At 40.4% G+C, this 13,667-nt stretch carries 8 protein-coding genes and 1 pseudogene; 6 read left to right on the plus strand and 3 right to left on the minus strand.

All coding sequences use genetic code 11. The annotated features are described in order from the left end of the window. Window positions 1–26: 26 nt before the first annotated feature. Both sbcC and CDG76_RS21080 read right to left on the minus strand, forming a co-directional pair. Complete coding sequence (gene sbcC / locus CDG76_RS21075) at window positions 27–3,053, minus strand: exonuclease subunit SbcC (RefSeq protein WP_094350887.1); 3,027 nt, start codon at window positions 3,051–3,053, stop codon at window positions 27–29. 355 nt (window positions 3,054–3,408) lie between these two features. Continuing rightward, window positions 3,409–3,603 (minus strand): hypothetical protein, encoded by a 195-nt coding sequence (locus CDG76_RS21080; RefSeq protein WP_094350888.1) that lies wholly within the window; start codon window positions 3,601–3,603, stop codon window positions 3,409–3,411. Window positions 3,604–3,765: 162 nt separating this feature from the next. On the opposite strand from CDG76_RS21080, the gene CDG76_RS21085 reads away from it, so the two are divergent. The 5 genes and pseudogenes from CDG76_RS21085 to CDG76_RS21100 all read left to right on the plus strand — a co-directional run bounded on the left by CDG76_RS21085 (window position 3,766) and on the right by CDG76_RS21100 (window position 11,434). Continuing rightward, window positions 3,766–6,177 carry an NACHT domain-containing protein gene (locus tag CDG76_RS21085; RefSeq protein ID WP_094350889.1) on the plus strand — a complete coding sequence of 804 codons (2,412 nt, stop codon included), beginning with the start codon at window positions 3,766–3,768 and terminating at the stop codon, window positions 6,175–6,177. 410 nt (window positions 6,178–6,587) lie between these two features. Further along, window positions 6,588–7,310, plus strand: coding sequence for a conjugal transfer protein TrbI (locus tag CDG76_RS21090; RefSeq protein WP_094350890.1), 723 nt, complete (start codon window positions 6,588–6,590; stop codon window positions 7,308–7,310). Between the two features lie 19 nt (window positions 7,311–7,329). Beyond that, entirely contained in the window at window positions 7,330–7,470 is a 141-nt protein-coding gene (locus CDG76_RS37485; protein ID WP_190240919.1) for a hypothetical protein, read from the plus strand. A gap of 1,471 nt (window positions 7,471–8,941) precedes the next feature. Beyond that, a pseudogene (locus tag CDG76_RS37490) lies at window positions 8,942–9,583 on the plus strand (S-layer homology domain-containing protein); the annotation flags it as partial. Between the two features lie 609 nt (window positions 9,584–10,192). Then, window positions 10,193–11,434, plus strand: coding sequence for an S-layer homology domain-containing protein (locus tag CDG76_RS21100; protein ID WP_094350891.1), 1,242 nt, complete (start codon window positions 10,193–10,195; stop codon window positions 11,432–11,434). Between the two features lie 106 nt (window positions 11,435–11,540). Here CDG76_RS21100 and CDG76_RS21105 read toward each other — a convergent pair whose 3' ends face one another. Then, window positions 11,541–12,896: a GAF domain-containing sensor histidine kinase gene (locus CDG76_RS21105; RefSeq protein WP_094350892.1), complete on the minus strand. Its 1,356-nt coding sequence runs from the start codon at window positions 12,894–12,896 to the stop codon at window positions 11,541–11,543. Window positions 12,897–13,182: 286 nt separating this feature from the next. Here CDG76_RS21105 and CDG76_RS21110 point away from each other — a divergent pair, with 286 nt between their 5' ends. After that, window positions 13,183–13,500 carry a DUF3155 domain-containing protein gene (locus CDG76_RS21110; RefSeq protein ID WP_041566316.1) on the plus strand — a complete coding sequence of 106 codons (318 nt, stop codon included), beginning with the start codon at window positions 13,183–13,185 and terminating at the stop codon, window positions 13,498–13,500. The last annotated feature ends 167 nt before the right edge of the window (window positions 13,501–13,667 follow it).

Here is a 13,667-nt window from a genome sequence, read left to right on the forward strand (position 1 = left end):
GGGGACTGGGGACTGGGAAGATTTGATTAAATTGACAAGCTCAACTGTGAACCTTCTTGAGTTTTATTGACTTCAATCCGGGCTTGGAAGGCTTCTTTGAGGTGGGGCATGTGGGTAACGGTGAGGATGCAGGCAAAATCGGAGGAGATCGCATTAATCGCGGCAATCAAGCGATCGCATCCTTCGGCATCTTGTGTACCAAAACCTTCATCCACAATCAGCAATTGCAACGCCGCCCCCGCCCGTTGCGCTAATAATTTCGCCAAAGCCAAACGGATGGCAAAGTTAATTCTAAAGGCTTCCCCACCTGAGTAAGTTTCATAAGCTCGTGTTCCTCTAGAATCGGCGATTAAAATATCTAAGGTGTCTATTAGCTTGGCATTTTTCTTGGTTGATTTAGCACTGCGTCCAGCTTTTTGAGTAATAAATTGTACATGAAACTGATTTCCACTCAACCGCGAAAGTAGTTGATTTGTCTCGGCTTCTAGTTGTGGTAACACATTCTCAATCATCAGTGCTTGGATACCATTTTTACCAAAAGCTTGCGCTAATTCCTGATAAACCCGATATTCCTGCTTGCAAGATTGTAATTGCTGTTGTTGTTGGTCATACTGAATTTGTAGCGTTTCCAGTTGATGCGCCAGCTGTTCCAAACGCCCCAACTTTGTAATTTGCTCATCGAGTTGCCGTCTGCGGATTGCTAACTGCTGCTCTAAAGCTTGAATTTGGGCAGAGGGGTTAGCTGTTGCTTGTAATTGCTGGATAATACTTTCGATTTGTCCGCCGAGTTTTTGCCGCTCCGTTACTCTGGCGCTTCTAGACTCCTCTAACTCTTGCAATCTCGTCTGGAGTTGCGGATACTGCTGCTGGGCTGACAGCAATTGTTGATACCGCAAATGCCAAGATTGAGCTTTCTTTGCAGCCATACGTAGATTGTTGTGCTGCTCGGAACTGTAGCCAATTTCAGTAATGTGACGCTCAAGAGCCGCGATTTGTTTAGCACATTCAGAATCAATCTGATCCTGCTGGATTCTCGCTTGTAATTGAGCAATTTGGGATTGTAATTCTGGTTTTCGGGCTAATAGTTGCGCTTGTCGCTTAGTTGCATCTTTAATTTGCCCTTGTTTAATTTCTGCCCATCGCCACCGCTCAACTTCACTCCGGGCGAGGGCGTGGTCTTGTTCATTATAATTAACTTGTTGCAGATATTGGTCTAGCTGTCGAAGTTCGGCTTGTTTATCGGGAGCGTAATCACCAGCTTGGAGCGATCGCTCTAAATGCTGTTTTTCAGCAGCAATTTGTTGTAACTGTTGTTGCACATCAGTTGTCGCTTCTAACTGGGCTGCCAACTGTCCCCGCTGTTCGCGTAAACCATCATAGCCCGCCAATTGTTGGGATATATCGCGATATTCCTGCCTAAGTACCTGAATTTCTCTATCAGATACAGCCATTTGTTCTCGCACTACCCAAAACTGCCCTTGAGTATCCTCTAACTCGCTTTGGGTTTTTTCCACAACCCGACTCCAGTGATGTTCATCCAGTGGACGCTCACATAATGGACAAAGTGCTTCAGGATTTTGGAGCATTTGCAATTTCTGCTCTAATTCTCCCAGCAGTTTTTCATAATCCCGTTGATGAGCTTGCAGACGTTCGATAAAATGCCGCCTTTCTTGCCCTTTTTCTTGCACTCGTTGCAGATAAACGCGCTTTTTCTCCAGTTCCTCAATCTGGATTGCCACATCCATCACCGCTTGTTGTAGTTGCGGTTGGCGGCGGTGCTGGCGTTGCAATTGGTTCTCAGTACTTTGCAGTTGTTCGAGTCGCGCTACTAAACCCGCATGAGTGCGATCGAGTTGGCTTTGTAAAGTTGCTCGTTGTTGCAACAAGGGAGTCACTTGCATTTGCAGCTGATCTAAACGAGCAACATGGTGACGGGCTGCGGCTAGTTGTGACAAAGCCGCTTCTACTTCACCTGATTTAGTCAGAGTTTGCTGAATGTCTCTCTCTTGTTGCTGCAAAGCTTCTAGCTGCGCTTGGGCTTGTTGCAGTTGCCGTTCGATTTCGTGAATTTGTTTGGTAAGCTGTTGTTGCTTTTGTTGGCGATTCTGCCCGGCGCGGGTGTGTTCTTCAAATTTGACAGCAAAAGCTTCTTCTTGAGATTGTAGACTTTGATATTGGGCGTATCCAGCTTTAATTTCAGCTTCTTGGCGTAATATTTTTTCTAAATCTGATAGCTGAGAGCCAATAGCTGATTGTTCTTGTTGGAGGCGATCGCAATCTTGGGTAAGATTTTGGTATTGCTGCTTTATAAAATTAAGTTGTTGTTCCCAATTTTGGCGCTGGTGCTGGACAACTTGCAAACTTTGTAATTGAATATTGTCAAATGCTTGCACCTGTTGCAGTTGGTTGAGTTCGGCTTCTAACTCCACTCTTTGCGCTTGGGTTATTTCGCGTTGTTGCAGCTGAATTTTTATCGACTCCAAAGAACGCTCTAACTCTACTGCCCTTGCTTTAAATTGACGAGAAGATTCTTTAGCGCGTTCTTCTAAATCATCATACTGATTGAGTTTTAATAACTCCGCTAAAATTTCTTTGCGTTCTGTGGGACGCTTGAGCATGAATTCATCTGCACGACCTTGACGTAAGTAGGCAGAATTAATAAATGTATCGTAATCGAGCTTGATGTGTTCTAAAATCAAATCCTGTGTTGCTCTTACCCCTTTGCCGGTGAGTGAGCGAAACCCAGATGGTATTTCTATTTGAAATTCAAGGACGCTAGTACCTCCCCGAATTCGGGTACGAATCACCCGATATTTTTGCTGGTTACTTTGGAAAGTAAAATCAACCCGAACTTCTTTTGCACCAGAATAGATGACATCATCTTCAACAGTGGCACGGCTTTCACCCCAAATTGCCCAAGTGATTGCTTCTAAAAGGGAGGATTTACCCGCACCATTGGAACCACAAATACAAGCCGTATGCAAACCGCCAAAATCTAAAGTTGCATCACGGTAACTGAGGAAGTTTTTGAGGATAAGTTGTACTGGGATCATTCAGGCTATAGCGCCACATCTACTTTTAATAAATAACAGTACAGATGCACTGTTTGTTAGTTTAGCTATCTAGATATCAGGTTTCTAGTCTTGAAGACATCAAATTTACAAAAATTTACAATATTATCAGTCAATTTTTCTTATTGCATGAAAAAGTTTTACTGTCTTCGGAGAAAAATGAAACTCTCCAGGAGGCTTTTGTTATTTCTTTCTGTTGTCTGAGAAGAAAACATTCCTATTTGATTTGTGAGAATTGAAAGTTACAGATCCCTGACTTCGTAAAACTTGTCGGGGATCTTGTCTCTTACGAATTATTTAGGATTGTCATTGGCTAGTTGCGTAGGCGTAGCCCGTCTTAGACATCGCGATCGCTTGATCTAGACCGAGGTATCAACAATCCAATATATGTACCGACAGCAAATTTGGTTAAATCTAGAAATGGAGGGCGACTCTTTTCATCGATAACTGCAAGAGTGAGAGAACCAATCACCATAATCAGTGTTACAACAGCCAGCACTTCGTCTCTTGAAGGAAATTTCTTGGATAACATTTACCGACTCCCAAATCATTCAAATCAGTACATCCCTAGCTTTACAGGCGGGTGGTTGTTGTAGGCTTAAATACAGGCTTAGGATATGAGTGAGTTGTGTATGCGATGAGGATGAATTGCCAAATTGGCAGTTAGAATCAGCAAAAGTGTAGTGGTTAGCTTATGTCCGGGCGATCGCTTTCCTGTTCTCTAGAAGGTATCCAAAAAGCAAAAAAAGCTTTAATTCGTTATTCCTTGACTCAAAAGGCATTAGCTCAAGAGTTAGAAGTAACTCGCCAGCCGATCGGAAAATTCTTTACAGGTAAACCTGTTGACCGCAATCTTTTTGTCCAGATTTGCGACAGGCTAGACCTAGAGTGGGAAGAAATAGTGGCTGAACCAGCCAGTGAACCAGAGGTAAATCAAGATAACAGCATTGATATTGATGCGATCGTCCAAGAGGTGCGCGAAAAGATAAAACCCCTCATTCAAGAATGCTGCGGCACAATGCGGGTGCTAGATATGACTCAACCCATCGGGTTGAATGACATTTACACCAGCGTCAATATATTAGAGAAAATCACTGGACAGCAGCGGTTAGGAATTGATGAATTCTTAAAACACTTTAGCAGCCAGGATGTTGACCTCTTTGGACTTAACAGAATTACTGCAAAACGAGTGCCAGGACTGGAAGCGGTTGAGAAATATTCCAAGTTGATGATTTTGGGTAAACCAGGAGCAGGTAAAACGACGTTTCTGAAGTATTTAGCGATTCAGTGTATTGCAGGTGAGTTTCAGGCTGAACGTGTACCTATTTTTGTCACCCTCAAAAACTTTGCGGAAACTGCAAATAAACCTGGATTATTGCAACACATCACTGAAGAGGCGATAAATCCTATCTCTTCTATCCAAGATGTAATAACTTACGGTAAAGCATTAGTTTTACTCGATGGGTTGGATGAAGTTAGAGAAGAGGATAGTAACCGTGTATTAAAGGAAATTCGTGACTTTTCTGATCGTTTCCCAAAAAATCAGTTTGTCATGACCTGCCGGATTGCAGCAAAGGAGTATACCTTTGAGAAGTTCACAGAGGTAGAAGTTGCTGATTTTGACAATTACCAAATTTTTAATTTTACCAATAACTGGTTTAAAGATAAATCTGTAAAACCAGAGACTTTTATCAAACGTCTTGAAGAAAATAACCGCATCAAACAAATTGCTGCAAGTCCACTTCTGCTGACCTTGCTTTGTTTAGCATTTGAAGAGTCAGGGGATTTTCCTGCAAATCGTTCTGAGTTATATAAAGAAGGATTGGATGCATTATTGAAAAAATGGGATGCTAAACGGGGAATTCAACGCGATCAGATTTACAAAAAGCTATCAGTTCAACGCAAAGAAGATTTACTCAGCAAAATGGCTCTGACCACCTTTGAGCGCGGTGACTATTTCTTCAAACAGAAATTAGCAGAGCAATACATTACAGAATACATCCGCAATTTACCCGGTGCTAATACTGACGAAGAAGCATTGCAAGTTGACAGTGAGCAAGTTTTGCGTTCAATTGAATATCATCATGGACTAGTTGTAGCAAGGGCAAAGGGGATTTACTCATTTTCTCACCTCACATTTCATGAGTATTTCACAGCTAGAGAATTTGTGGTTGTGAGACAATCATCAGAAGAAGCGTTGCAAAATCTTGTTAGTCATATTACTGAAAAGCGCTGGCAAGAAGTATTCCTGCTAGCAGTTGGGATGTCACCAAGTGCAGATCGATTATTGCTGTTGATCAAAGAGAAAATTGATGCAATTCTAAGTAAATATGAAAATTTACTATATTTTATAAACTGGGTAAATCAAAAATCTATTTCAGTAAACGTTCCTTTTACAACACTAACTGTTAGAGAGTTTTATATAGATTTTGATTCTGAATTTTATTTTGATTTTAGCTTAAATAATTACTTAACTAAGTCTGAAAGTGAGCTAGGCTTTGAATCTGAATCTAACATAGAAAATGTCTCTTCTACTCTAAAATATGGGTTCATAAAGAGCTTTGTTAAAAAGCTGGCGTTAAAATATCTCGACAGCACTGAGGAACCACTTCGTCATCTTAGTCTTCATGCAGATGAGTTTGAAGTTGATAATGCTCTAATTTCTGCTCTTAATCATTCTCGTAAACTTGCCTCTACTGCCAGTACTGTTTCTACATTTAAAATCGGATCTCAACTATCATATGCCCTAAATCGTGCTATTACATCGACATCAGACTATGAATTACAGCGCTCACTAAGAAAGTTTAAACAACAAATTCCAGATCCAGATAAGGATAAAGGAATATTTAAACCCTTGTGGAGAGCTAATGGAAAATCTTGGGTTGAAAAACTCAAACTTTTACTTATTAGATATCGAAACATTGGTCACGAATGGCATTTTACTGACGAGCAAAAAGAAATATTTAAACAATATTACGATGCCCATAAAATACTCATATCTTGTCTAAAGAGTGATTGTTATGTCAGCCGTGAAGTGCGACAGCAAATAGAAAATACTTTGCTCTTACCGATCGCAGAGATTAAACAGCGTCAGCAACAATTTTAAATACCCATATAGCAGATAGTAAATCATTCGTTAAAAAAACGAAAATATTTTCCAATTCCTAGCAAGTCAATCTAGAATGGAAGTAAGAGTTCGCAGTCAGCCTATTCGCCTCTATATCAATGGCTTAGATATGTGGATATGAGTAATAAAATAGCATTTTGGAACAAAATGATACTCATTTACGTCGTATAAATGTCTCGCCTCTATTTTAGTGATGCACATTAGCAGGATACAAATTCTGAACAGCGATGTCTACGACGGTTTACGCCCACGCGATCGCAAAAACTTCCCATCATAATAAGTACTTTTATCTTCGGAATACGACTATAGACAGGTTCAAAAATAGTCAGAAACAAACTCAGTGAATCCTCGTCATTAAATACATCACATACACAAAGGATAACCCTCTTATGACTCGTCTACATCAATGGAAATATGGAACCGCTGCATTTATGGCAATGGCCGTTACTACAAGCGTCATTAGCCCCCTATTCAGCTTTGCTCCTGCTAATGCTCAATACAGAATTGATCAAAACAGAACTGGGCAATACGGAAACGCTACCATTCCTTCTGGAGTTGCTCTTCCTGTCACCTACGAAAAAGAGACAATTACTATTGCTCCTGGGGAAAGTAAATCTCTAACCTTGAGAATAGCCAACGACATTATCGACAGAAATAGAAACGTCTTGATTCCTGCTGGTACTAAAGTACATGGACGGCTAGAATCTGTTGACTTAGATAGTTATTCCAGAGATACAAGAAATACAGATGATAATCAAGGAAAAGGTGTAAAGTTTGTCGCTCAAGAATTAGAATTTTCTAACGGTCAGCGTCAGTCGATTAATGCAACTTCTCGGACATACACCACAACTGAAAGAGTTTCACAGAAGCCCAACACAACTCAGGTTTTAACTGACGCAGCTATTGGTGGGGGTGCTGGTCTTTTAGGTTCATTAATTACTGGTAATCGCAAAATTGACGATTTAAAACCTGTTATTGGTGCGGCTGCGGGTGCGGGTGCTAGCGTGCTATTGCGGAAAAAAGAAGGAAATGCTTTTGTCCTCAGACCTGCACAAGATTTAAGACTAACGCTGGATTCTAACTTGAATTTAGTACCAAGATCCCGCTACTAGATTTCACTTCATTCAAGTTGTGAATTTAATCATCCCTTATATGCGATCGCCACTTTCACTAGAGTGTGCGATCGCCTTTATTTTTAACCCTAAAAACTTCTATTTAACAGCAACTATTCCACCTCTCTATCGTCTTAATCAATATCGATATTTATTGTAATACTTATTTAAAAATTAGCTCTATTGTATTCTGTATCTAAAAGAGTATTCAAAATTATGGAATATCCTGATACTTTTGTTAAGTAGTAGCGATCGAGGAGCTTTTTCTTGTGGTAATTCAAGCTTTAAATTTAAGCACATATCTTGCAATTCCCGTAGTCTTAAGTCTTTTGGTTCCGGGAGACAATATAAAAGTATCTTTAGTTGAAAACGTCCGTCAAGTATCCACTAATAAGGAAGTGAGCCTATCTAGCCGTGAGCTAATTAGCGCGAATTCAACACCGAAAACATACTATGTTAGTGGTAATGGAAACGACAATAATAGCGGACTTTCTACTTCATCTGCCTTTAAAACAATTCAAAAGGCAGCAGACCTTACCAACCCTGGCGATACAGTATTGATAATGAACGGAGTATACACAAATACAGGCAAAGCTGGGAGTGTAGTAAATATTAAACGTTCTGGAACTGCAAATGCATGGATTAGGTATAAAGCATATCCTGGGCATTTACCAAAAATTCAGCACAATACATGGAATGGTATCGCGATTTCACATAAAGCTTCATATATCGAAATCAACGGGCTAGAGGTTATAGGAAACAATGCCAATATAACCCTTGATTATGCGATGAAAGAGAAGACTAACAAAGTAAACCCACTGACAAATGGAAACTGTATAAACGTTGATGGACGAACTAATGGTCATGTTCATCACATCCGTATTCTGAACAACAAAGTGCATGACTGTGGAGGAGCAGGTATTTCAGCGATTCAAGCAGACTATGTGACAATAGATAATAATGTGGTATTTAATAATGCCTGGTATGGTGTTTATGGTTCTAGTGGTATTTCAATGTTGAATAATTGGAATTCTGACAACAACCAGGGATACAAGATGTTTGTTACCAACAACAAGACCTACAACAATCGTATGTACATCCCTTGGATTGCAGTTGGAAAGATCACAGACGGTAATGGCATTATTATCGATAGTACAAGAAATCAAGACACCTCAAAATTGGGTGCATATAAAGGACGTACTTTAGTTAAAAACAATCTTGCATTTAATAACGGTGGATCGGGTATTCATGCCTTTTTTAGCGACCATGTTGATATTGTAAATAACACAGCTTTTTTAAATAATCAGAGTCCAGAACTTAATGGTGGGCAAATATTTGCTCATACCTCATCCGATGTCAGAATTTTAAGGAACATTCTCTATGCTTTCCCTGGAAAAAATATTAATAATAACACTAAAAATGAAAACGTTGTTTATGATTACAATATCTATCTCAATAGTTCTAAGATAAGTGTAAAGGGGCCTCACGATGTTGTTGCAGACTCACAGTTTTTAAGTAAGCATCCCACTCTCGAAAAAATCTCTGACGATTGGAAATCACAATTAGATAAACAAAATCCGCCAACGCGGACATCTATAGAGGCTAAGTCAGCAGATTTTGTTTGCGATTCAGTGAATTATCCTTTGCAAGACAAACTCATCAAAGTGGGATGCTCCCCGCTATCTTTAGCTCAAACTGCTTTTTCTGATGTTTCATCTAACTATTGGGCGGCACAATTTATTCAACAATTGTCTCAGCAAGGTGTAATCGCCGGATTTCCTGATGGTAGCTTCCGCCCAGAAGAACCAGTGACACGCGCTCAATTTGCCGCGATGGTTGACAAAGCTTTCCAAAAAGCCCAACAACGGACAGCAATCAATTTTGCTGATGTACCCAGCAACTATTGGGCATCCAGTGCGATTCAGCAAGCTTATACCATTGGTTTCTTATCTGGTTATCCTGGAAATCGCTTTGAACCTAATCAAGCTATCCCCCGCGAGCAGGTTTTGGTTTCCCTCGCTAACGGTTTGAAATATAGTCCTAGTGGCAATACTGAAAGCACTCTGCAATACTTCAACGATGCCCCTAACATCGCTAGCTATGCCCGTAGCCCAATCGCAGCAGCAACTGAAAAGCAAATTGTGGTGAATTATCCGAATGTCAAGTTACTAAATCCAACCGCAACAGCTACTCGCGCCCAGGTAGCAGCTTTTATCTACCAAGCATTAGTTAGTTCTAATCAAGCCTCAGCCATTAACTCACCCTATGTCGTGTTAAAACTTAGCAATTAACTCGCCGTATACAGTAGTTGTCGGGTCTACTACTTCAACACCTGTATAAGTCACAATTAGAATCTATTTACTTAAATAGTTATTCCATAGGCGATCGCTACCTTAACTAGAGTGTGCGATCGCCTTCATTTTTACACCTAAAACTTCTATTTTCAAGCAACTATTCTATACTCTGTCTCGTCTGACTCAGTATCCATATTTATTGAAATATTTATTTAATTCTGCCAAGAGATAATACGGTGATTAGACTATTTCTATCGTATAAGTAAATATACGTAAATAATCAAAGGTTGGTAGAGAGGAATTTAGCCCTTAGTTGTTCGCGTAGCGTCTCGTCGGCGCAGTCTCTAATAGAGAAGAGAGAACTGAAGCCCTTGTGATAAAATAATCTTAAAAGTTTTTACATTACTTAATCTACTTTGTTTCATTCTCGCCTACTTGCCTACTTCCTTTGACAGAGATTTTTTGACCATGACTGTATAACTAAGGTAATGGTTTTTACAAAAAACATAAAAATTGGGAACCTCATGCTTCAGTAAATGTCTAATTAATTAACAGTAAAAAACTAATTGTGACTGGAGTTAAAAATTAATGTTTACTTTAAATTGTTGGCAATCTAGAACAGCTGCACTTATGGCTTTGAGCGTCACAGTCGGTACTGTAGCGCCTTTCATTACAGCTTCGCCATCTTTAGCTCAAACTACTTTTTCTGATGTTTCATCTAACTATTGGGCAGCACAATTTATTCAACAATTGTCACAGCGAGGTGTAATTGCCGGATTTCCTGATGGTAGCTTCCGCCCAGAAGAACCGGTGACACGCGCTCAATTTGCCGCGATGGTTAACAAAGCTTTCCAAAAAGCACAGCAACGGCAGCCAATCAGTTTTGCTGATGTACCTAGCAACTATTGGGCATCCAGTGCGATTCAGCAAGCTTATACCATTGGTTTCTTATCAGGATATCCCGGTAATCGCTTTGAACCTAATCAGGCTATTCCTCGCCAACAAGTTTTAGTTTCCCTCGCTAACGGTTTGGGATATATTCCCAGTGGCAATACCGAAAGCACTCTGCAATACTTCAACGATGCCTCTAACATCGCTAGCTATGCCCGTAGCCCGATCGCAGCAGCAACTGAAAAGCAAATTGTGGTCAACTATCCGAATGTGAACTTCCTGAATCCAACTGCAACCGCCACTCGCGCTCAGGTAGCAGCTTTTATCTACCAAGCATTGGTTAGTTCTAATCAAGCCTCAGCAATTAATTCACCCTATGTTGTGGCTGTCGGATCTACTACTCCAACACCTGCATCAGTCACAATTCCCCAAGGGACTGCTATTGCTGTGAAGTATGACAAGGCAGAAAAAATTCTGGTAACAAAGGATGAAACATCGCCCTTGACATTGACAGTATCTCAAAACGTGGTTACGCAAGATGGATCTGTAGTGATTCCTGCTGGTAGTCAGGTTATTGGTCAACTCAAACCTGCTACGGGTGGTTCTCAATTCGTTGCCGAGAAACTGGTTTTGCCCAGTGGTCAAGAGTATCAGCTTAACGCTACTTCTGGCGTGATTACCAAAACTGAAACCGTCAATAAGGGTACTAGTGTTAGTTCAATTATCAAAAATACTGTATTGGGCGCAGGTGCAGCAACTGCGGTATCTGCTGTCACAGGCGATCGCGCCATTGCCACAGAAGAAGTCTTGGGTGGTGCTGGTATCGGTGCATTGGTTGGTCTGTTCTTCGGCAAGAATAGTGTTGACTTAATCGCCATTGACCCAAATACCGATTTACAAATGACAATCAATCAAAATTTGTTGGTTTCACTAAGATAGTCATTGGTCATTAGTCATTAGTCATTAGTATTTACAAAGGACAAATGACCAACTCTCAACTTCAGTTATTAGCCATTAGTCTTTACAAATGACAAATGACTAATGACTAATTTTGAACTTCCGGCAACCAAATAATAAACGTAGTTCCCGGCGCATTGGGTGAAGTGAATTTAGAGTTGATTGCAGGGCTGAAAACCTCGATTTCGCCCTGCATTTGCTCTATTAATTGTTTAGCGATCGCTAACCCCAAACCTGTGCCGGGGATTTCTGTTTGCGCTTGTACACCGCGATAATGCCGTTCTCCAAGATGTTCTAAATCCTGGGGTGGAATGCCAGGCCCGTTATCACTAATGACTATTCCCTGAAAATTAGCTTTTTCTTGTCCCGCCTGAATCAAAATTTTGCCACCAGTGGGAGTATATTTCAAAGCATTATCAATAATGTTAGTTAACACCTCTCGTAATGCTTTGACATTAGCACGTACTAAGGATGAATTCTGTTTAATTTCAGTTATTAGTTTTAGGTTTCGCTCTTGGGCGATCGCTTTGGCTGATATTAATAATGGTTCTAATATATCTGCTAGGGAGCAGTCAACTGCTTTATCTCCCGTTCCCGGTAATAATAGCAGCGGTTTAGCGTCTTTTTGGATAGTTGCTTCTACAAATACTTCATCTTCCGGCAGATGTAGTGGTGCTAAATCTGCCTCTGTCAAGTCAATTACTTGTTCAAATTGTTGCAGTAATTCTTGAAGGCGATCGCTTTCTCTGACAATACTATTTGCCACATCTCTGTTAGCATCTGCTGGTCGTAATCGTTTCAATAGCAGTTTGCCAAAAGTCCGTAACGCCGTTAATGGGTTACGAAACTGATGCAATAGATTATCCAGCAAATCCCGCTGTTTTTCTTGAACAATTTGTTGCTCACGCAACTGTTGCTCAAACCATGCTCGCCGCTGATCTAAAATACAAGCGATCGCTAATGTTTGAGCTATCCGTTGAATTTGATTTTGCTCGTGTTCATTCCATACCCGATCTTTCCTACCTGTCACTAGTAACCCCATCATTACACCCTCATAAATCAGAGGTAAAACAATTTGGTTACTACTAAGTAGGTATTCCTCTTTGAGATCGGGTTGAGATGCATCTGGGATCTCAGACTCCCGTGACGAAGTTGGAGATTCTGAACCTGCTGTCAATAACCTTCCCTGATGATTGGGTAATATAAACGCATTTCCAACTTGAAGTTGCTTATATGCCGTCGCTTCAATAGTTTCCTCTCCTGGCGGCAATAATGCTGTTTCCGGGTAAATCACCACAGGAATAAGTTTTGCATCACCGGAAGGAGTATCTACCAATTCTTGTGTTAGGTACACAATACTTAAAGTTGCTCCCAGCCCTTGGGTTAGTAGCGCTATTTGCTCTCGACACAGAGCAAGAAAATCAGAACTGGCAGACATTAACATTTTTAGCTCTTGCTCAAGATTATAGATTTTGAGGCATGATGTAAGAGAGGATACTTAATTTTTACCTCACTCATTTCATAAAGCTTAACTAAAATTTTCTTAGAGATGGTTTCTACTAGGGGATTATATTCTTACGTGGTTTTATTTTCTCGATGTTTCAAAGATATTAACTTTCTTATATTAAAAGGTTAAAAACTATTGATATTCTGAACTAGAACCTATATAATGACGACGGATTTTGTAGCTATCACTACAATCTATAAGCTTGAAAGAGGAGGACAATAGATTGGCAAGGAGACGCAAAAGGAAGAGTCGTCGTCGTCAGGAAGGACGGCGCATTTTGGAGCACGTGCCTCAATATAGCATCGAAAGTGGCGAAGAAAAGCCTGTAACAGCAGCTAGAAGATTCATTCAAGCTGAAGGAATTTTGCCACCAGCGTTGCTACTTGTAAAGCGAAATGAACACACTACAGATCGTTATTTCTGGGCAGAAAAGGGACTGTTTGGTGCTCAATACGTAGAGGAAAACCATTTCTTGTTTCCTAGTTTGAGGGTGTTAGAACCTTCACCAGGTCAAGAACCTCTTGCTTTAGCGAGTCGGTAAACCATAGATGGTCATCTTGAGCATTGAATGTGGCTCCTGACTATTATTAACTGGCAAAATTGCTAAGTTTATGCAAAATTTAATTTTTTTTTAGTTTGTAGCTGATTTGCCAGTAAATCTAGTCCAGGTAGTTGGAAAGTGAACCTGTTTCAAACCACGCTAGATTG

This window comes from Nostoc sp. 'Peltigera membranacea cyanobiont' 210A (assembly GCF_002246015.1).
Lineage (GTDB): Bacteria > Cyanobacteriota > Cyanobacteriia > Cyanobacteriales > Nostocaceae > Nostoc.